This window comes from Yinghuangia sp. ASG 101, assembly GCF_021165735.1.
Classification (GTDB): Bacteria; Actinomycetota; Actinomycetes; order Streptomycetales; family Streptomycetaceae; genus Yinghuangia.
This window is the reverse complement of the sequence record NZ_CP088911.1, coordinates 5,013,311-5,033,721: the sequence shown is the minus strand read 5'-3', so window position 1 is coordinate 5,033,721 and position 20,411 is coordinate 5,013,311. Positions and strand designations below refer to the sequence as shown.

15 protein-coding genes are annotated in these 20,411 nt (G+C 72.6%); 7 read left to right on the top strand and 8 right to left on the bottom strand.

Annotated elements, in window-relative coordinates; translation table 11 throughout:
- The first annotated feature begins 12 nt into the window (after nucleotides 1–12).
- Nucleotides 13–1,014, top strand: a complete 1,002-nt coding sequence (cofD, locus tag LO772_RS21670; RefSeq protein WP_231773695.1) for a 2-phospho-L-lactate transferase — start codon at nucleotides 13–15, stop codon at nucleotides 1,012–1,014.
- Nucleotides 1,011–2,336 (top strand): coenzyme F420-0:L-glutamate ligase, encoded by a 1,326-nt coding sequence (locus LO772_RS21665; protein WP_231773694.1) that lies wholly within the window; start codon nucleotides 1,011–1,013, stop codon nucleotides 2,334–2,336. Before cofD ends, LO772_RS21665 begins: the two co-directional genes overlap by 4 nt.
- Before the next feature lie 142 nt (nucleotides 2,337–2,478).
- On the opposite strand, the gene LO772_RS21660 is transcribed toward LO772_RS21665, so the two are convergent.
- Nucleotides 2,479–3,393: a DNA-3-methyladenine glycosylase family protein gene (locus tag LO772_RS21660; RefSeq protein ID WP_231773693.1), complete on the bottom strand. Its 915-nt coding sequence runs from the start codon at nucleotides 3,391–3,393 to the stop codon at nucleotides 2,479–2,481.
- Between the two features lie 275 nt (nucleotides 3,394–3,668).
- Here LO772_RS21660 and LO772_RS21655 point away from each other — a divergent pair, with 275 nt between their 5' ends.
- The 4 genes from LO772_RS21655 to LO772_RS21640 all read left to right on the top strand — a co-directional run bounded on the left by LO772_RS21655 (nucleotide 3,669) and on the right by LO772_RS21640 (nucleotide 10,967).
- Nucleotides 3,669–4,424 carry a TIGR03089 family protein gene (locus LO772_RS21655; protein ID WP_231773692.1) on the top strand — a complete coding sequence of 252 codons (756 nt, stop codon included), beginning with the start codon at nucleotides 3,669–3,671 and terminating at the stop codon, nucleotides 4,422–4,424.
- 523 nt (nucleotides 4,425–4,947) lie between these two features.
- The gene (locus LO772_RS21650; RefSeq protein WP_231773691.1) at nucleotides 4,948–6,714 is read left to right on the top strand and encodes an LCP family protein; all 1,767 of its coding nucleotides are present in this window, start codon (nucleotides 4,948–4,950) and stop codon (nucleotides 6,712–6,714) included.
- 371 nt (nucleotides 6,715–7,085) lie between these two features.
- Complete coding sequence (locus LO772_RS21645; protein ID WP_231773690.1) at nucleotides 7,086–9,005, top strand: LCP family protein; 1,920 nt, start codon at nucleotides 7,086–7,088, stop codon at nucleotides 9,003–9,005.
- Nucleotides 9,006–9,098: 93 nt separating this feature from the next.
- Entirely contained in the window at nucleotides 9,099–10,967 is a 1,869-nt protein-coding gene (locus tag LO772_RS21640) for an LCP family protein (protein WP_231773689.1), read from the top strand.
- A 59-nt stretch (nucleotides 10,968–11,026) separates the two neighbouring features.
- On the opposite strand, the gene LO772_RS21635 is transcribed toward LO772_RS21640, so the two are convergent.
- The 3 genes from LO772_RS21635 to wecB form a co-directional block, all read right to left on the bottom strand.
- Entirely contained in the window at nucleotides 11,027–12,382 is a 1,356-nt protein-coding gene (locus tag LO772_RS21635; RefSeq protein WP_231773688.1) for a PQQ-like beta-propeller repeat protein, read from the bottom strand.
- Nucleotides 12,379–13,704 carry a nucleotide sugar dehydrogenase gene (locus tag LO772_RS21630; protein WP_231773687.1) on the bottom strand — a complete coding sequence of 442 codons (1,326 nt, stop codon included), beginning with the start codon at nucleotides 13,702–13,704 and terminating at the stop codon, nucleotides 12,379–12,381. Before LO772_RS21630 ends, LO772_RS21635 begins: the two co-directional genes overlap by 4 nt.
- 428 nt (nucleotides 13,705–14,132) lie before the next feature.
- On the bottom strand, nucleotides 14,133–15,224 hold the full coding sequence (gene wecB, locus LO772_RS21625; RefSeq protein ID WP_231773686.1) for a non-hydrolyzing UDP-N-acetylglucosamine 2-epimerase: 1,092 nt from the start codon (nucleotides 15,222–15,224) through the stop codon (nucleotides 14,133–14,135).
- A gap of 68 nt (nucleotides 15,225–15,292) precedes the next feature.
- On the opposite strand from wecB, the gene LO772_RS21620 reads away from it, so the two are divergent.
- The gene (locus LO772_RS21620) at nucleotides 15,293–15,742 is read left to right on the top strand and encodes a phospholipase (RefSeq protein WP_231773685.1); all 450 of its coding nucleotides are present in this window, start codon (nucleotides 15,293–15,295) and stop codon (nucleotides 15,740–15,742) included.
- Between the two features lie 105 nt (nucleotides 15,743–15,847).
- Here the strand turns inward: LO772_RS21620 and LO772_RS21615 are convergent, their stop codons facing one another.
- The 4 genes from LO772_RS21615 to LO772_RS35905 all read right to left on the bottom strand — a co-directional run bounded on the left by LO772_RS21615 (nucleotide 15,848) and on the right by LO772_RS35905 (nucleotide 20,409).
- On the bottom strand, nucleotides 15,848–16,804 hold the full coding sequence (locus LO772_RS21615; RefSeq protein WP_231779662.1) for a Gfo/Idh/MocA family protein: 957 nt from the start codon (nucleotides 16,802–16,804) through the stop codon (nucleotides 15,848–15,850).
- 59 nt (nucleotides 16,805–16,863) lie between these two features.
- Nucleotides 16,864–17,952: a DegT/DnrJ/EryC1/StrS family aminotransferase gene (locus LO772_RS21610; RefSeq protein ID WP_231773684.1), complete on the bottom strand. Its 1,089-nt coding sequence runs from the start codon at nucleotides 17,950–17,952 to the stop codon at nucleotides 16,864–16,866.
- Entirely contained in the window at nucleotides 17,952–18,578 is a 627-nt protein-coding gene (locus LO772_RS21605; RefSeq protein ID WP_231779661.1) for an acyltransferase, read from the bottom strand. Before LO772_RS21605 ends, LO772_RS21610 begins: the two co-directional genes overlap by 1 nt.
- Nucleotides 18,579–18,639: 61 nt before the next feature.
- Complete coding sequence (locus LO772_RS35905) at nucleotides 18,640–20,409, bottom strand: glycosyltransferase family protein (RefSeq protein WP_269453069.1); 1,770 nt, start codon at nucleotides 20,407–20,409, stop codon at nucleotides 18,640–18,642.
- Nucleotides 20,410–20,411 lie beyond the last annotated feature (2 nt).

Below are 20,411 nucleotides of genomic sequence, written 5' to 3'. Positions count from 1 at the left end.
AGACTGGGGCGCATGCGCATCGTGGTACTGGCCGGCGGAATCGGCGGAGCCCGGTTCCTGCGGGGCCTCAAGGCGGCGGAACCCCAGGCGGACATCACCGTCGTCGGCAACACCGGCGACGACATCCACCTGTTCGGACTCAAGGTGTGCCCGGACCTCGACACCGTGATGTACACGCTGGGCGAGGGCATCAACGAGGAACAGGGCTGGGGGCGCCGCGACGAGACGTGGAGCATCCGCGACGAGATGGCGGCGTACGGCGTCGAGCCCACGTGGTTCGGGCTCGGCGACCGCGACTACGCGACGCACATCGTGCGCACCCAGATGATGGGCGCCGGGTATCCGCTGAGTGCGGTGACCGAGGCGTTGTGCGCGCGGTGGAAGCCGGGAGTGCGCCTGATCCCGATGTCGGACGACCGCGTCGAGACGCACGTGGTCGTCGACACCGCGGATCTCGGCGGCCCCGCCGCGGCGGAGCACCCGGGGGCCCGGCGGGCGATCCACTTCCAGGAGTACTGGGTGAAGCTGCGCGCCGAACCCACCGCGCACGCGATCGTCCCCGTCGGGATCGAGGAGGCCAAGCCGGCGCCGGGCGTGCTGGGCGCGATCGCCGAGGCCGACGTGATCCTGTTCCCGCCGTCGAACCCGGTCGTGAGCATCGGCACGATCCTGGCCGTGCCCGGCATCCGCGACGCGCTCGTCGAGGCCGAGGCACCCGTGGTCGGCCTGTCGCCGATCATCGGCGGCGCGCCGGTGCGCGGCATGGCCGACAAGGTGCTGGCGGCGGTGGGTGTGGAGACCTCGGCCGCGGCGGTCGCCCGGCACTACGGCCCGGGGCTGCTCGACGGCTGGCTCGTGGACTCCGGTGACGCCGACGCGGTCCCGGCGGTCGAGGAGGCCGGCATCGCGTGCCGCGCGATCCCGCTGCTGATGACCGACGTGGAGGCGACCGCCGAGATGGCGCGGGCCGCGCTCGCGATGGCGGCCGAAGTACGGGTGGAGGGCGGCGCATGACCCCGCCGCGCGGCTATGAGGTGCTGGGCATACCGGGCATCCCGGAGGTCCGCGAGGGCGACGATCTCGGGGAGCTGATCGCCGACGCCGTGGCGGCCGGGCCCGGGTTGCGCGACGGGGACATCCTCGTGGTCACGTCCAAGATCGTCAGCAAGGCCGAAGGCCGTCTGCTGCGCGGGGTCGACCGCGACAAGGTGATCGACGCCGAGGCGGTACGCGTCGTCGCGCGGCGCGGCGACACGCGCATCGTCGAGACCCGGCACGGGTTCGTGATGGCCGCGGCCGGTGTGGACGCGTCCAACACCGAACCGGGGACGCTGCTTCTGCTGCCGGAGGACTCGGACGCCTCGGCCCGCGCGCTGCGCGCCTCGCTCGCCGCGCGGACGTCGTGCCGCGTCGGTGTCGTCGTCTCGGACACCTTCGGCCGGCCGTGGCGCATGGGGCTGACCGACGTCGCGATCGGCGTCGCCGGCCTGGACGCGCTCGACGACCACCGGGGCCGGTCCGATACGCACGGCAACGAACTCGCGGTGACCGTGACCGCGGTCGTCGACGAACTCGCGTCCGCGGCCGAGCTGGTCAAGGGCAAGGCCGGGGCGGTTCCGGTCGCCGTCGTGCGGGGGCTCGGGCATCTGGTCACCGACGGCGACGGCGAGGGTGTCCGTCCGCTGGTGCGTTCCTCGGCGGAGGACATGTTCCGGCTGGGCACCGACGACGCGCTACGCGAGGGGGCGGCCCAGGCGGTCGCGGCGCGGCGGACGATCCGCGCGTTCGCGTCCGACCCGGTCGACCCCGACGCGGTACGGCGTGCGGTCGGCGCGGCGATCACCGCGCCGGCACCGCACCACACCGTTCCGTGGCGCTTCGTGCTGCTCGAATCGCCGTCCGCGCGTGCGGAGTTGCTCGACGCGATGCGGGACGCGTGGATCCGCGACCTGCGGGCGGACGGGTTCGACGACGCCGCGGTCACGCGCCGGGTCGCACGCGGCGACCTGCTGCGCGGGGCGCCTTGCCTCGCGGTTCCGTGCCTGGTCACCGAGGGCGCGCACGCGTATCCGGACGCGAAGCGCGCCGCCGCGGAGCGCGAGATGTTCGTGGTCTCGGCGGGCGCGGCCGTCCAGAACTTCCTCATCGCGCTGACCACCGAAGGGCTCGGCTCCGCGTGGGTCAGCTCGACCATGTTCTGCCGCGACACCGTGCGGTCGACCCTGGACCTGCCGGATTCCTGGGACCCGATGGGCGCGATCGCGATCGGCCACCCCGCCGAACCTCCGCGCGACCGACCGGCACGCACGATCGACGACGTCGTTGTGGTGAGGTGACAACCAGCGGAGTCGGTGGCCGCCATCTGTACAGCGGAGTCGGTGGCCGCCGTTCAGCGCGAGCTGAGCCCGTGGCGGCCACGTGTCGCGGGCCGAATCGACGGCCGCCCATCCGGTCGACCGGCGTCGCCCGCCGCCCGCGTCAGATCCGGCTGAAATCCCGGGGCGCGAAGCGCGGCGCGCGGCGTGGTACGCGGACGCCCGACATGCGGATCAGCAGCGCGGCGCGGTGGCGGTGGCCCCGGAAGGGCTCCAGGAGTTCGAGCATGCGGGCGTCGTCGCCGGGAGCGCCGGTGAGGGCGTGCGCGACCTGTCCGCACAGATGGAGGTCACCGACGGAGAGGGCGTCGGCGTCGCCGTGTGAGCGCTGCATCGTCTCGGCGGTGGTCCAGACGCCGATGCCCGGGACGAGTTTCAGCAGGCGCGAGGCCTCGGCGTTGGGCTGCCGCGCGGTGCGTTCGAGGGCCCCGGCGACGCGCAGCGCCTCCATCAAGGTGCGCGAGCGCTTGTGGTCGACCCCCGCTTGGTGCCAGTCCCACGTCGGGATGCGCGCCCAGCCGGCGGTGTCGGGGATGACGCGGAGGTCGTCGGGCGCGGGTCCGGGCGCCGGGGTGCCGTGCCGGTGGACGAGCATGCGGAAGGCCCGGCGCGCCTCGATCGTGGTGACCTTCTGCTCCAGCACGGACGGGATGAGTGCCGCCATGACCAGGCCCGTCCGCGGCATCCGCAGCCCGGGGCGGCGGCGGAACTCGTCGTGGAGGAGCGGGTGGCGGTGTGCGGGGAAACCGTCCGGGTCGTCGCCGGAGCCGAGCAGTTCCGGGAAGCGGTCGAGCTGCCACGCGGCACCCGGGCCCCAGGCTCGACCGGTGACCTCGCCGGTGCCGCGGCGGGCGCTGACGCGGAGCGTGCACGGGCCGTCCGGGGTGAGCGCGCTGCGCCAGACCGCGCCGTCGGCGGCGACGCGGTACGTCGGATCGCTCTTGCCGCGCTGGAGTTGACCGAGTGTCAGGCGCAGGTCGAGTGCGTATGGCGGACGCCAGGTGCGCGTCAGTTCCACCGCGCACTCTCCTCACGTCGGGCCACTCGAACGGGCGTACGGTAGCACCGGCGCGGCCGGTGGTCGGACGGAACGCCCGTGACGGCCCACGATCGGGCGAACCGCCCCCGCGTCGGAACGCGGGTTCGGAGCGGGTCGGACTGGGCCGGCGCCGACGGCGTACGGGATGGCGGCCACCGACTCCGCTCTGCAGGACGGCCGCCACCGACTCCGCTCTGCAGCTTCGGCGGCCACCGACTCCGCCCTGTCCCTCCGGTATCCGTACAGTTGCCCCCATGCCCGAAACCCCCGTCACGCTTCTGCGGGCCGCGATGGCGAGCGATGCCACGCGGCCGTTCACGACCTTCCACGACGACGCGACCGGTGAGCGCGTCGAGTTGTCCGTCGCGACGTTCGACAACTGGGTGAGCAAGACCGCGAACCTCCTCCAGGACGACCTGTCCGCGGAGCCGGGGCAGCGGGTCGCGCTGTTTCTGCCGACGCACTGGCAGACCCAGGTGTGGCTGATGGCGTGTTGGTCGGTGGGTCTTGTGGTGGTGCCGGGCGGCGGGGTCTCGGGCGCGGACCTCGTGGTCTCGGGGCCGGACACACTGGAGGAGGCCCGCGCGGGGGCCGGGGAGCGGGTCGCGCTCGCGTTGCGGCCGATGGGCGCGCGGTTCCCGAAGCCGCCCGCCGGGTTCCTCGACTACGCGGCGGAAGTCGCCGGACACGGAGACCGGTTCGTCCCTTATGTCGCGCCCCGCCCCGATGCCCCGGCGTGGGAGTCGGACGGCCGGACGTACACGGCCTCGGAGTTGGCCGAATGGGGTGCGAACGCCGCGGCGACGTGGGGTTTGTCCGCCGGGGACCGGCTGCTTTCGGCGCTGCCGCTCACGCGCGCGGACGGGCTCCGGGCGGGGCTGCTGGCCCCGCTCGCGGCGGGCGTGCCGGTGGTGTTGTGCCGGAATCTCGACCGCGCCGACGCCTCGGTGCTGGAGCGGCGCGTCGCGACCGAGCGTGTCACGCGGACGATCACCGGCGAGGACGGCTGATTTCGCGCGTCGGCGGACGCCGCCCCGGGTGGACGACGCCCCCCGGCCGACGACATGCGTCTTCATCGACAAAGCCTGATCAAGCAGGGCATAGCACCGCGCCAAAAAACCCACTAAAAGCCTCATCAACTGCCTTACGCCGCAAGCTTGTGTGACTTGGGCCACAAGCAACCCGCAAGATGCAACTTGCTCTCGGGCAGGTACGTCTATCTGGACACCGGCTACCAGGACTTCGCCGCTGCGCGCAGCCGAATGCGGAAGCCGGTCCATGTCTCGTGGCAGAGAGCGGAAATTCGTGCGTAATGGCGAGAAGGACCAGAGCACGCCGGGTCCCGTCCCGGATCCGGGGCCGGCGTCGGCTCCGGACGCGGCGGGCCCGGCGTCGCCGACGGCCGCTTCGGAGCCCTCGCCGGCCGCCGCACCGCACAACGACGCGACAACAGCGGGGGCGAACGCTCCGCAGGATGCCCACGAGGAGAGTGACACCGCGTCATCATCCGGTGACACCACGGATGGTGACGGTGTGTCGGATGCAGCGACCGCCGCCGCCACCGGCCCGGACGACGAGGCTTCCGTACCGGAGGACGCGCCGCACCCGGAGAACCGGGAAGCCCTGGCGGACGCGGAGGCCACGGAGGACACGGCCGAGACGGTCGGCGTCGACGACGCCGCGGTCCCGGCGGGCGCGGCGGCGGACAGCCCCGCGGACGCGGCGGCGGTGTCCGAGCCGGAGCCGGTCGCCTCCGAGGAGGACGAGATCGCCCCGGCGGCCGTGGCCGATACGCCCCGGGGCCTCGCCGCGGCGAAGCCCGTCCCGCGCCGACGGGCCACCCGCCGCCGGCGGCGATGGCGGCGCATACTCACCAGCATGGCCGTCACGATGACCGTCATATCGGCCTCGGCCGCGGTCAGTGCGTACGTCCTCTACCAGCGGCTCGACGGCCAGATCACCAGCGAGCCGGTCGCCGAGAAGATCGGTCCGTCGCGGCCCCCGGTGATGCCGGAGGCGCACGGCGCGGTCAACATCCTGCTCATGGGCTCGGACGACCGGACCGGGGCCAACAAGCAGTACGGCGACGTCGGCGAGGGCACCAAGCGGTCGGACACGACGATCCTTCTGCACCTGGCCGCCGACCGGAAAAGCTCGGTCGCGGTAAGCATCCCGCGCGATCTGATGGTGCAGATACCCTCGTGCGTGCGCGACGACGGCTCCACCTCGCGGGCCTACCGGGACCAGTTCAACCACGCGTTCGAGATCGGCGGCTCGGCGTGCACGATCAAGACCGTCGAACTCATGACGCAGGTGCAGATCGACCACCACATCGTCATCGACTTCACCGGCTTCAAGCAGATGGTCGACGCGGTCGACGGCGTGGACGTGTGCCTGTCCGAGCCGCTGCACGACGACGACGCGCACCTGGATCTGGACGCCGGGCAGCAGAAGTTGAACGGCGAGCAGGCCCTGGCGTTCGTCCGGGCGCGGCATGACCTCGGGGACGGCAGCGACACCCAGCGCATGGTGCGCCAACAGCGCTTCCTCGCCTCGCTGATGCACAAGGTGCAGTCCAACGGGGTGCTGTTCAACCCGGTGAAACTGATCCAACTGCTGGACGCCGGAACGCGGTCCATCACCGCCGACCCGGGTCTGGACTCGCTGGACGAACTGCGGAAACTCTCCGCGAGCGTGTCCGACATACCGTCGGACCAGTCGGCGTTCCTCACCGTGCCGCGGCAGCCGTACCGGTATGACACCAACCGCGACGAGTTGGTGCAGCCGAACGCGGACGCGTTGTTCACCGCGATCAGGTACGACCGCGTCGCGGTCGCCAAGACGGCGCCCGGAACCGAGGTCGAAGGCGGCGGAAGCGTCGCCATCGACCAGGCGAACCTGCCTGATGTGTCCGGGAGTTCGATGTCGCCCGCACCGGGGGCGACCGCCGCGGGGACGGCCGGCGCGGACCGCGGGCCGGCCACGGCCAAGCCGTCGGCGGGGGCGAGCGGGCATCCCGCGGACGACGCCGCGACGGTGCGGCCGAACGCGGGGGCCTCGTCGACGAACTCTCCCGAGGGTGCCACCGGACCGGCCGCCTCCGACACCGCGGCCCACGCGTCGCCGTCGGCCGGGGCCACGGCGGGTGCTTCGGGGTCGGCTTCGGCGTCGGGGACTTCGACCGCCCCGTCGTCCGGCACACCGTCACCGAGCGCCACGGCGAGTGCGCCTCCGGATCTGCCGGACGGGCCGATCGTGACGGTCACCGGCCGAACCGTCGAACAGGACGTGTGCTCTTGACGTCGAGAACCGGACAGGGACCGACCTCCCCGCGATCACCCGGGAACAGAAATGGGTGATCTTCCAACAAATCGCCCCAATCTTGATAAGGCAGGTTTCAGGACAGCCGCACGACAACGCGAACTTGCCCGCTAGGGTGGCATTTTCGCGCGCACGTCACACGTATACGCGAGATACACCGACGGACCGGGACACGGCCGGAATCACACGTCGAATCACAACAGCGGAGTCGGTGGCCGCCATGGATACAGCGGAGTCGGTGGCCGCCGGAGACACAGCGGAGTCGTCGGCCGCCCCACATAGTCGGCCGCCATCGACACAGCCGAATCGTCGGCCACCACAGGGCAGCAAACCGGGAGGAGAAGCGGGTCATGAACGCGGGCAACGCTCCCGGGCGTGGGGGACCGGGCGACAACGACCTCAACGCGCTGAACGACGCCGACGTGGCCGATCTCTGGGTGATGGACCCGAGCACCGGCAGCTATCGGTTGCGCGCCCCGGACGCGGGCGGCGAGGCGCCGTCCGCCGGTTCGCCCCCACCGCCCGGGCCGCCCGCGCAGTCCCGCGGCGGCTCGGACCGCCTGCCCGCGATACGTGACGGCGGCGCCCGAAGCGGAACCGGACGCTCGCAGGCCGTCAGCCGTACCGTCGCCCCGCCGCGCACCAGCCCGGAGGCCGACCCGGCCCGCCCCGCGCCGTCGCGCACCGGCCGCCGGGCGCCGAAGGGGCCGAGCAAGGCGAAGAAGCGCCTCAAGTGGACGGCGATCTCGCTCGCGGGGCTGCTCGTGGTGATCGTCGCGGGCGCGTACGGCTACTACATGTACCTCAACAGCCGTATCAAGAAGACGGACCGCAGCGCCGCGAACGAGGTGCCGCCGTCCGCGGCCGACGAGTTCGGGCGCACGCCGCTCAACATCCTGCTGATCGGGTCGGACACGCGCGTCGGCAAGGGCAACCAGGTGGGCGGCGAGCCCGGACACGAGGGCCTGGCCGACAGCACGATCCTCATGCACCTGTCCGCCGACCGCTCGAACGCCACGATGGTCAGCATCCCGCGCGACACGATGGTGGACCGCCCGGCGTGCAAGTACGACGACGACAAGGTGCACCCGGCGTCCACGCAGAAGGTCCAGTTCAACAGCACCCTGGCGACGCCGCCGGGGGCGCCGTGCACGGTGGCCACGGTCGAGCGCATGCTCGGCGTCCAGGTCGACCACTACCTGCTCATCGACTTCAACGGCGTCAAGGAGATGACCAAGGCCGTCGGCGGCGTCCCGATCAACCTGTGCGGGCCGATCAACGACCCCGTGCTGCCGAACAAGCAGGGCGGCACGGGCCTCAAGCTCAACGCCGGCCCGCAGCGCCTGCAGGGCAACGACGCGCTGCAGTTCGTCCGCGCCCGGCACGCGTTCGGCGACGGCAGCGACCTGGCCCGCATCGAGGCGCAGAAGAGCTTCCTCATGGCCCTGGCCCGGGAGATCAAGGGCAACGCGAAGTGGAGCAATCCCAAGGCGGTCTTCGACATCGCGCAGGCCGCCACCGGGAACCTCCAGGTCGACCGCGGCCTCGGGACGATCGACAAGCTCGCGTCGCTGGGCAACGAGATCAAGAAGGTCCCCGAGGAGCGCATGGCCTTCACCACGCTCCCCAACGAGCCCTACCCCGGGAACCCGGACGCGTGGGTGCAGCAGCGCCAGCCGGACGCCACCAAGCTGTGGGAGGCCCTGCGCACCGACACGGCCATCACCAAGGGCAACCCCGCGACGACGCCCGCCTCGTCGGCACCGCCCGCACCCGCGGCACCGGAGGCGCCTCCGGCACCCGCGCCCGCTCCCGTGGATCCCGCGACCATGAAGGTGAACGTCGTCAACACCACGGACGCCACCAAGGGCAAGTACGTCGTGGAGCAACTCGGTACGCTCGGCTACAAGGCCAAGTCGGAGGCGGCGACAACCGGAACACGCGACAACAGCCTCATCCGGTATCCCCAAGGCAAGGCCGACGCGGCGCGGCAACTGGCCGCCGTGGTAGGTATATCCGATCTGGCGATAGAGGAAAGCACCTCAGGGACAAGCACATTCGAACTCATCATCGGCTCGGACTTCCCGAACCTCGACACGCCCGACGCGCCGATCGCGGGTGCGGGCAACGCGGGTTCGGCGCCGCAATCCAGTGCGGCGGGAGCCCCGGCGGCCACCACTCCGCCCGTTGTCGAGGTGCCCCCGGCGGCAGACCTCAAGCTGAACACCGCCGACAACGAAGCGTGCATTCCCACGAACTCCAAGAAGTAGAAGATGTAGTGGCGGAGAAGATCCTGCCCGGTCACGGCAGTTGCATCGCCGCCGTACACCCGCACATCACCACACGCCGGAGGTACGCACGGCATGGCATCGGGGCACGGGCGCTCGCACGACGCACATGACGCGTACGGCGGGCGCAATTCCGGGGCCGCGTCCGGAGCCTCGGGGGCGGGCTCGGGAGACGGACTCGGCGGCATGGACGACGCGGACGTCGCCGATCTCTGGGTCCTGGACCCGGACACCGGCGCGTACCGGATGCGCACGCCGGAGGAACTGGCCGCGGCGAACGCCGCCGAGGCCGCTCCGACCCCGGGGACGGCCCTCGCGGTGCCCTCCCCGACGCGGTCCCCCGAGCGGTCACCGGTTCCGGCGCCCAGACGCCGGACCACACAGCCGGCGACGCGCCCGGGCAAGAACGGCAAATCCGGCAAGGCCAAGAAGCGGCTCAAGTGGATCGCCCTCTCCCTGGCCGGGCTGTTCGTCGTGATCGTGGGCGCCGCGTACGGGTATTACGAATACCTCAACAGCCGCATCAAGACCGGCGACCGCAGCGGCAACAGCGATGTCGGGGCGGCCGGCGAGGACGAGCAGGGCCGCCGGCAGATGAACGTGCTGCTGATCGGCTCGGACAGCCGCGTCGGCAAGGGGAACACCGGCTACGGCAACGACGACGAGCCGGGACGCGCCGACACCACGCTGCTCCTGCACCTCTCGGCGGACCGCTCGAACGCGTCGGTGGTGAGCATCCCGCGCGACATGTTCGTCGACCGGCCGTCGTGCAAGCACGACAAGGGGACGCAGCCCGCCCAGGAACACGTGGCGTTCAACACCACGATGATCGAGCCGGGCGGGCCTCCCTGCACCGTGGCGACCGTCGAACGCATGCTCGGCGTGCGTATCGACCACTGGATGATGATCGACTTCAACGGCGTCAAGCAGATGACGAAAGCGGTCGGCGGCGTCGACATCGTGCTGTGCGACCGGTTGTACGACCCCAAGGGGCCCGGCAGGGGCACCGGCCTCGACCTCGCGGCGGGACCGCACAACCTCCAGGGCGAGGACGCCCTGAGCTTCCTTCGCGCCCGCCACGGCTTCTACGGCGAGAGCGACCTGGCCCGCATCGAGGCGCAGAAGTCGTTCCTGATGGCGTTGGCCCGCGAGATCAAGACCAGTGCGACGTGGAAGGACCCGGCCGCCGTCTTCCAGATCGCGCAGGCCGCCACCGGCAACATCACGGTCGACGAAGGCCTCGGCCGCATCGAGAAGTTGGTGTCGCTCGGCAACGAGATCAAGAAGGTCCCCGAGAAACGCATGGCCTTCACCACGCTGCCGGTCATGGACGTACCGGAGGAGAACCCGAAGGTCCACGTGCAGGCGATCGAACCCCAGGCCACCAACCTGTGGGCCACGGTCCGCAACGACACGCCGCTGACCAAGGGCGATCCCGGGGCCGCTCCGCCGGCCGCGAGTTCCGCTCCCGCGCCGGCCGCACCGGCGGCGCCGACGATCGACCCGGCGACGATCTCCGTCTCGGTACGCAACAGCACGCAGGTTCCGAAGGCCCAGGAGGTCGTCGACAAGCTGCTCGCCGCGAAGTACAAGGCGTCGGTCGACAAGACCGGAGGCAGCCAGCAGGCCAACAGCTCGATCACCTATCCGACGGGCCAACTCGACGCGGCCAGGCAACTCGCCGCCGCCGTGGGCCTGCCGGAGACCGCGCTCGACGAAAGCTCCAAGGCCGGAACCAAGTTGCAGTTGGTGATCGGCCTGGACTTCCCGGGCCTCAAGGACGGAGCCGACTCCGCCGGCACCGGGTCGTCGGGCAAGGCGTCGTCGGGCGGTTCGGCTCCCGCCCCCGCGCCGACGGCGACGGTCGCGCCGCCGAAGGCCGAGGACATCAAGCTGAACACGGCCGACAACGACTCGTGTATCAAGACCAAGTACTCGAAGTGAGGGGCGCGCGGGTCACCGCGCGGGCGAAGTGACGGGCGGCCGGGGAGCGTTCCCCGGCCTCACCGTTCGCGCGGGTCCGTGGCGGTGTCGGCCTCGCCCGCGGCCGAGGGCGTGGTGTAGGCGATCGTCCAGGCCAGTTCGGGGCTCGCGGTGTGTTGCACGATGACCCGTTGGCCGCTCACGAAGACGCGGTCGGCCGGCGTCGTGAGCGTGGTGGGCTGGGCGGTGCCGTCGGCCACGCGCAGGACGCGGGGGCCGGTTTCGCCGGGAAGGTAGAGGAGCGTGCCGTCGGTGCCGCCGTCGGCGAGGCGCTTCAGCCCGGGAACGGGCGTGAACCACACGGGAGTTCCGTTATCGGCGCGGTAGGCGGCGACGCCGTCGGCACCGCCGCGGTTCTCGCGGACGAGCACCAGATCGCCGGTGGGGAGGGCGCCTTCGGGCTCCGCGGTGTCGAGCGTCCACAATGCCCCGCCCGCGGTGTCCAGGGCGGTCAGCGTGCCGGGGCCGCCGGCCTCGGGACGGGAGGCGACCAGGACGCGGCCGTTCGCGACCGAGGCGAAGTCGACGGTGCCCGCGCCGCCGGGGAGTTCCGTCCGCCAGACGGGCTCGGCGACACCGGGCCGGTAGGCCGCGACCGCGCCGGGGGCCGCGGCGTACACGAGCTTGCCGTCGGCGGCCACGTCGGTCCAGGCGCCCTGGACGTTCCAGCGCCGCGTCACCTTGCCGGTCACGACGTCCTGGTAGGCGATCGCGGAGGTACCCGCCGCGGCCCCCTTGGGCTGCCCGACGAGCAGCACCGTACGGCCGTTGCCGGTCGTGGCGGTGACCCAGCCGGAGTCGCCGTCCGCCGAGGCCGTCGGCCGGAGCGGGACGGACTGGCACCACTGGAGGTACCCCGACCGTGCGTCCGCGCCGATGACGTTCGTCGTGCCGCCGGGCTGCGGGACGAAGGTCAGGGCCCGCAGGTTCTTCATGAAGTAACCGGCAGGGGCGTTGGCGGCGCGCATCCAGTGGCGCTTGCCGTTGCGGCCCTCGTACATCGCGAGGTCGCCGGGGTCGGCGCCGCCCCGCGCGGTCAACAGGCCCAGTTGGTCCGTCAGGACGGGGTTGGGACCTTGGTTCGCGATGGTCCACACGGGCCCGCCGATCGCCGAGTCACCGCCGAAAGCGGTCGCCTCCCGGTAGGCGGGGTCGCGTTGCGCGGCACGCAGCGCGGGGTCGTCGTAGGTGTCGATGAGACGCACGGTGTACGCGTCGGGGAACACCTTCTTGTCGGTGAGGCCGTCGAAGTCGCTCCAGCAGGACGAGACTTCCTCGGCCTGCACGGCCACCACACCCAGCACCGCGACCAGCACCGCCGCCCCGCAGCCCGCGATGAGCTTGCCGAGGTGGACCTTGCCGAGCCTGGACTTCACACCTGTGCCCGCTGCTGGTCGCCGCCGCCGATGGTGCGGCGTACGACGCCCGCCCACAGGTCGGGGTCGGTCACACGCCGTCCGTCCACCAGGGCCCGGACTCCCGGGAACCGGTCGGCCGCCAGCGTGCGGTACTCGGCGTGGTCGCTCTGCACGACGACCGCGTCGACCCCGTCACCGTCGCGGTACGGCGTCAGGCCCAGCGCGGTGATCTCCTCGTCGGTGTACAGCGGGTCGCTGACCAGCGCCTCCGCGCCGGCCGCGCGCAGGGCCTCCACGACGGGGAAGACCCCCGAGAACGCCGTCTCCTTGACGCCTCCGCGGTAGGTGACGCCGAGCACCGCGACCCGCGCGCCGCGCAGCCCCGCGCCGCCGTCGCGCGACAGCACGCCGTCGAGCAGCCCGACGGCATACCCGGGCATACCGGCGTTGGTGGTGCGCGCGGCCTTCACGATCGTGGCATCGGGGTCGTTGAACGCGTAGAAGCGCGGATAGACCGGGATGCAGTGCCCGCCGACGGCGATGCCGGGCCGGTGAATGTGGCTGTACGGCTGCGAGTTGGACGCCTCGATGACCGCGTGGATGTCGATGCCGACCGAGTCCGCGAAGCGCGCGAACTGGTTCGCGAGGCCGATGTTGACGTCGCGGTACGTCGTCTCCGCCAGCTTCGCCAGCTCGGCCGCCTCCGCACTGCCCAGGTCCCACACGCCGTTGCCGCGCACGAGGTCGGGGCGCTCGTCGAAGTCGAGGACCGCCTCGTAGAACTGGACCGCCTTCTTGGCACTCACCTCGTCGACGCCGCCCACGAGCTTGGGGTAGCGGCGCAGATCCGCGAAGACCCGGCCGGTGAGCACGCGTTCGGGGCTGTGGCACAGGAGGAAGTCGGTGCCGCAGGACAGCCCGGACGCGTCCTCCAACTGCGTGAGGAAGCGCTCGCGGGTGGTGTGCACCGGCAGCGTCGTCTCGTACGAGACCAGCGTGCCGGGACGCAGCCCGGCGGCGATCGCGGCGGTCGCGGCGTCCATGGCGCGGAAGTCGGGGCGGGCCTCGGCGTCGACGACGACCGGGACGACCACGACAACGTAGTCGCTCTCGGCGACCGCGGCCGTCGTGTCCGTCGTCGCGCGCAGCGCTCCGGAGGCGACCACGTCACGGAGCCGCACGTCGAGCTCCGCCTCCCCCGGGAACGGCTCGACGCCCCGGTTGACCAGGTCGACCGCGGCGGCGTTGACGTCGGCGCCGACGACCTCATGCCCTTTGGCCGCGAACTGCACGGCAAGCGGGAGGCCGATCTTCCCGAGCGCGACGACACAGATCTTCACGATGCGCAAACCTTCGGTCGACGGTGGCCCGGCGGCGGTCCGCCGGTGATCCAGATGCGGCAAGTGCTGCGACCCGGGACATCCGCCGGCCGTCCGGCGCCGTTGCCGGTCGCGCGGCCAGCCTACCGGCCGGAAATCACCCGCGGAGTCGGTGGCCGCAATACAGCACAGCGGAGTCGGTGGCCGCAATACAGCACAGCGGAGTCGGTGGCCGCCATCCAGCACAGCGGAGTCGGTGGCCGCCATCCAGCACAGCGGAGTCGGTGGCCGCCATCCAGCACAGCGGGGTCGGTCGCCGCCCCGTGACACAGCAGAGCCGATGTCCGCCATACGACACCGCACAGCCCCCATCCGCCCTCCCCCACCCGCCGACACGCGAAGCCGGCGGCACAGCCGACCGCACCCCGTCCCGAGCGGGCCGCTGGGGATCAGGCCCGCTCGGCCAGTGCCGCAACAACCTTCTCGGCCGCGTGGCCGTCCCCGTACGGGTGCCCCTCCACCGGTGTCGGGCTCTCCCGCAGCACCGCGCCGACGAGGTCCGCGGGGTCGGCGCACAGGTGGTTCCAGCCGCCTTCCAGGGTCTCCGGCCACTCGGTCTCGGTACGCAGCGTCGTGCACGGGCGCCGCAGCAGGAAAACCTCTTTCTGGAGGCCGCCCGAGTCCGTGACGACCCCGCTCGACCCGAGCACCGCGCGCACCATCTCCGGGTAGGGCAGGGGCCGCGCGACCCGCAGCGCCCCCGCGGTGAGGTCGATCCCGGCCGCCTCCGCCTTGGCCCGCAAACGGGGATGGGCCAGCAGCAGCACCGGCAGCGGCAGCGCGGCCAGCCCCTCGACGATCGCGCGCAGGCGCTTGGGGTCGTCGGTGTTCTCCGCGCGGTGCACGGTCGCCAGCAGGTATCCCGGCCCGTCGGGGCCGTCGCCCGGCACGGCCGGGTCGTGGTCCTCGCCGGGGAGCCGGAACGGCCGGTCGGCGACCGCGGCGCGGACGCGCAGCAGGATGTCGGTCATGACGTCGCCGACCATCAGCGTGCGTGCCGCGAGGCCTTCGCCGGTGAGGTTGCGTACCGCCAACTCGGTGGGGGCCAGCAGGAGATCCGCCGCGTGGTCGGTCAGCACGCGGTTGTGCTCCTCGGGCATGACCCTGTTGTACGAGCGCAGCCCCGCCTCCAGATGGGCGAGCGGCAGGTGCAGCTTGACCGCCGAAAGGGCCGCCGCGAGCGTCGAGTTGGTGTCGCCGTACACCAGGACCCAGTCGGGCGGCGTGCCTTCGGTGAGGACGTCGTCGAGCGCGGCGAGCATCGCCCCGGTCTGGGCGCCGTGGCCGCCGGAGCCGATGCCGAGGTGCACGTCCGGCGCGGGGATCCGCAGGTCGGCGAAGAACACGTCGGACAGGTCCGCGTCGTAGTGCTGCCCGGTGTGGACGATGCGGTGTTCATATCCGCTCGCGCGGAACGCCTCGGCCACGGGAGCGAGTTTCACGAACTGGGGGCGCGCGCCGACGACGCTGATGACCTTCACGGGGGCCAGCGTACGCCGCCCGTTCGGCGGTCTCCGGTACGTCCGTTCGGGCGCTACTCTCCGGGCTCATGCCGACACGTACCGCATCCCCCGCACCGCGCGTCGCCGCCACCGCCGCGGCGATCGCCGGCTCACTCGCCCTCGCCCTCGCCCCCGCACCGGCCGCCGCGGCCCCGCGGGACGCGGTCGCGACCACCGACCGGCTGCTGTTCACCGAGACGCTGCCGTCGTTCGTCGCGATCCGCGCCTCGGCCGACCGCCCCGCGGACGTCGACTGGTCGAGCGACGGCTGCTCGAACGCCCCCGACGCCCCGTTCGGCTACGACTTCACGAAGGCGTGCTGGCGCCACGACTTCGGCTACCGCAACTACAAGGCCCAGAACCGGTTCACCGAGGACGCCCGCCTGCGGATCGACAACCGGTTCCGCGACGACATGAACACCCTGTGCGGTTCGCGTTCGCTGTGCCGGGCCACCGCGAGCCTGTACTACGAGGCGGTCCGCGAGTTCGGCTCGTGAGACCGCGTCCCGGAAACGCCGTGGTCCCCCCACGCCGACGGCGTCGGGGGACCACGGTGCGGGCTCGTGTGCCCGGTGGTCGGAGTCGGAGCCGAACGGCTCGGGTCAGCCCCCGATGGGGACCGTCGTTCCCCCGGTCGCCGAGTCGATGACGGCCTGCGCCACGACGACGTTGACCAGGCCCTGGCGCATCGTGACGATGTCCGCCTCCTTGCCGAGGACGGCGTCGCGGAAGGCCTCGTGCTCGGTCTGGAGCGGTTCGGGCTTGGGGATCGCGTAGCGGATCATGTCGCCCTCGGACACCCCGCGGAAGTTCGAGATGGCCTCCCACTGGGTGGCCAGCTCGCCGTTGGCGTGGAAGGTCAGGTCGACGTTCAGGGTGTCGGCGATCAGGGCGCCGCGCTCGCCCGTCACTATCGTGACGCGCTCCTTCATCGGCGAGAGCCAGTTGACGAGGTGGTTGGTGATCGTCCCGTCGGCGAGCTGGCCGACCACCGCGACCAGGTCCTCGAAGGCGCGTCCGCTCTTGTACGCGGTGCGAGCGGCGACCGACCTGTACGGCTGCCCGGTGATCCACGCGGTCAGGTCGATGTCATGGGTACCGAGGTCCTTGACGACGCCGACATCGGAGATGCGGTTCGGGAACGGGCCCTGGCGGCGCGTGACGACCTGGTAGATGTTGCCGAGCTGCCCGTCGGCGAGCCGGGCGCGCAGCGCCTGCAACGCGGGGTTGTAGCGCTCGATGTGGCCGACCGCGCCGATGAGCCCGGCGTCCTCGTACGCGTCGGCGACGCGGCGCGACGACTCGACGTCCTGCGCGAGCGGCTTCTCGATGAGCGTGTGCACGCCCGCGGCGGCCAGGGTGAGGCCGAGCTTCTCGTGGTACGCGGTCGGCGCCGCGACGACGCAGTAGTCGATGCCGAGGTCGATCAGCTCCTCGACGCCGTGGTACAGCCGCACGCCTTGCGCGGCGCCGTGCGCGTCACCCGACGGGTCGGCCACGCCCACGAGGTCGACGCCGGCGAGGCCCCGCAGGACGCGCGCGTGGTGGCGGCCCATCATGCCGAGGCCGATCAGCCCGGCGCGCAGCGGGGTCGCGGGAACGGGGCCGGTGTTCGTGCTCACTTGGCGATCACCGCTTCGACGATGGTCTTCAGGTCCGCGTCGGTCAGCGAGGGGTGCACGGGCAGCGACAGGACCTCGCGGGCCGCGCGCTCGGTCTCGGGCAGGTCCAGCGTGCGGGCGAAAGACGGCAGGCGGTGGATCGGCACCGGGTAGTAGACGCCGCTGCCGACGCCCCGCTCGGTGAGCCGGGCAGCGAAGGCGTCACGGCCGCCGGACACCGCGTCGTCGGGAACGCGCACCGTGTACTGGTGGTAGACGTGCGTCGCGCCGGCCGCGACGGGCGGGGCGACGATGCCGGACCCGGCGATTCCGGCGTCGAGGTGCGCCGCGTTCTCCCGGCGCCGCGCGGTCCATCCCGCGAGCCGGCCGAGTTGCACGCGGCCGATCGCGGCGTGGAGGTCGGTCATGCGCATGTTGAAGCCGACGACCTCGTTCTCGTACCGCTTCTCCATGCCCTGGTTGCGCAGCAGCCGCAGCTTGCGGGCGATCGCGGGGTCGTCGGTGACGACCATGCCGCCTTCGCCGGAGGTCATGTTCTTGGTCGGGTAGAGCGAGAACACCGCGGTCGTGCCGAACGCGCCGACGGGGGTGCCGTCCAGCGCGGCGGCGTGTGCCTGGCAGGCGTCCTCGATGACGGCGACGCCGTGGCGCTCGGCGATTGCGCCGATGCGGGTCATGTCGGCGGGGTGGCCGTACAGGTGCACCGGCATGATCGCGGCGGTCTTCGGGGTGATCGCGGCCTCGACCGCGGCCGGGTCGAGGCAGAAGTGGTCGGGTTCGATGTCCACGAAGACCGGGGTGGCGCCGACCAGGGCGACGACGTTGGCGGTCGCGGCGAAGCTGAACGACGGCACGATGACCTCGTCGCCAGCGCCGACGCCCATCGCGATCAGCGCCAGGTGCAGGCCGGAGGTGCCCGAGTTGACCGCGATGCTCGTACGGCCGCCGACGATCGACGCGAACTCCTGCTCGAACGCCGCGACTTCGGGGCCCTGGGCGACCATGCCGCTGCGGAGCACGCGGTCGACCGCTTCCCGTTCTTCGGCGCCGAAGAACGGCGCGGCGGCGGGGATGGTTCCGGCCATCAGGGGGTTACCTCCGAGAGGGTTTCGTCGATCTCGATATAGCGCGCCCCGGTCTCCGGGCACACCCAGCGGCGCCCGGCCGCGCTGTCGCCGGTGCCGCTGCCCCCCGCGTTCCCCGTTTCGGCGTCCTCCACCAGGGGGACGCCCGCCCGGCCGACCCATTTGACGCGCCGCGCGGGCACGCCCGCGACGAGGGCGAAGTCGGGGACGTCGCGGGTGACGACGGCGCCGGCGGCGACGAGCGCCCAGCGCCCGACGGTGATGCCCGCGACGATCACCGCGCGGGCGCCGACGGCGGCGCCCTCGCGTACCGTCACGCCCCGCGCGTCCCAGTCGCCGCCGCGCTTGAGGGCTCCGGCGGGGTCGACCGAACGCGGGTACACGTCGTTGGTGAGCACCGCGGCGGGGCCGATGAAGACGCCGTCCTCCAGCCGGGCCGGCTCGTAGACCAGGGCGTAGTTCTGGAGCTTGACGTTGTCGCCGAGGTGGACGTCGGGGCCGACGTAGGCGCCGCGGCCGATGATGCAGCCGGTGCCCAGCAGCGCCCCCTCACGGACCTGGGCGAGGTGCCACACGGTGCTGCCGGCACCGATCTTGGCACGCTCGTCGACATCGGCGCTCGGCATGATGCGCGCACCGGAATGGCCGGCGTTGCCCGTGGGTTGCACGCGGCGCTCCTCGGTCTCGTCAGGGTCTGCGCTCGGCGGCACGGACAAGATCACTTATGGTTCGGGCCAGTTCGTCGGAGGGCGAGGAACCCGTGAGGTTGCCGTCGGCCCACCGCAGAGCGGCCTCGCGCAGCGCCCGGAGCTTGTCGGGGTCCTCGGCCCATTCGCGCAGGACCCGCCCCGCGTCCTCGGCGTCGCGGACCACCCGGCCCGCCCCGGACTCGTCCACGATCCTAGCCATACGCGGCAGGGGGGTCGCCACCACGGCGAGCCCGCTGCCGAGGTACTCGTACAGCTTGGTGGGCACCGCGTCGCGGAACGCGGGGGTGTCGTCGAGCAGGGCGAACCCGGCCCACGCGCCGCGCGCGAAGCGCCACGCGGCGTCCGGTGCCAGGCGCCCGTGGAAGCGGGCCCGGCCCGCGGCGGGCGACGTGGCCCGCCACTCGTCGAGCCACGCCTGGTCGGCGGCGGCCACCGGGCCGACGATGTCGACCTCCCACGGGTCGGCGGCCTCGATCGCGGCGAGCATCGCCGCGAGGCCCCGGGAGCGGCGTACGTCGCCGATGTAGAGGGCACGCGGGACGGCGTCCGGCTCGCCCGACGCGGGCAGGTAGCCGGTGTCCGGGAGGTTCTTGACGACGATGCGGCTGCGGGCGGCGAGCGGCGGGACGTGGTCGTCCGCGACGACGGTGAGGTCGGCACGGCCGGTGACCGCGGTGCACAGCCGGACCAGCGAGCCGCCGACCTGGCCCTTCCAGGTGCGGCCCCACGACCGGTCGCGCAGCAGTTTGAGGTAGTCCTCGTGGACGTCGACCGCGAGCCGGCCACGACGTACGAGCCGGGCCGCGGCGGCGGTGGGGACCAGATCGGGGTCGAGCGTCATGACGACCGTGCCGCGGGCCCGGAACGGGATGGTGAGGTCGCGCCGCGCGCGGTCGAGGGCGCCGCCTCGGCGGCCGAGCGAGACCACCCGGGTGCCGGGCGGCCCGCCGGCCGGGTCGCCGAGGCCGACGACCTCAACGGTGAGCCCGGCCCGCAGGAGTGCCGCGGCCGTCCGGTGCAACCGGGCGTCGGCGACGTCGTGGCCGGAGCTGATGATGCTGACGTCGAACCGCGCGGGGCCGCCGGAGGCGGGGCTGGTCCGCGCGGGGTACGCCGTGTCCGCGGGGGGCGTGCCGCCGCCCCGGCCGTCGTCCGGGGCATCGGCGGTGGGGGGAGGATGGCCGGACCCGGAGGTGTCCACGGCCTCGAAGGGCTCGTGGCTCTTGACGGCCGTGATGGCCCGGACCGTGTCGGCATCGTCGGCGCCGGGTGCGGCGTCGACGGCGACGGCAGCGGCATCGTCGGCATCGGTGGCGGTGGTGGTGTCGGCAGCGTCGCCGGTTGCGGCGGCGTCGGCGGCCGTCGTGGCGATGTCGTCGACGACCGCCACCTCGGCATCGGTGGCATCGTCGGTTTCGGCGCCCGTCGCGGCGACGTCGTCGGTGACCGCCACGTCGGCATCGGAGCCGGTGGCGGCGATGTCGTCGGCGACGACCCCATCCGCGGCGGCGTCGGCAGCGGTGTCGCCGGTGGTGTCGGCGACGACGGCCTCGACGGGCTGGGCCGTGTCGGCATCGTCGGCGTCGGCGGCGGCGTCGGTGGTGACCGCGTCGGCGGCGTCGGTATCGGTGGCGACGGGGGCGGCGTCGGCGGCAGTGCCCTCGTCCGCAGCGGGCCCGTTCGGCGGACCGCCGGCGGCGGGTGTCGTCCCGTCCGCCGGCGTTTCCTCACGCGAAGTGTCGGTCATGG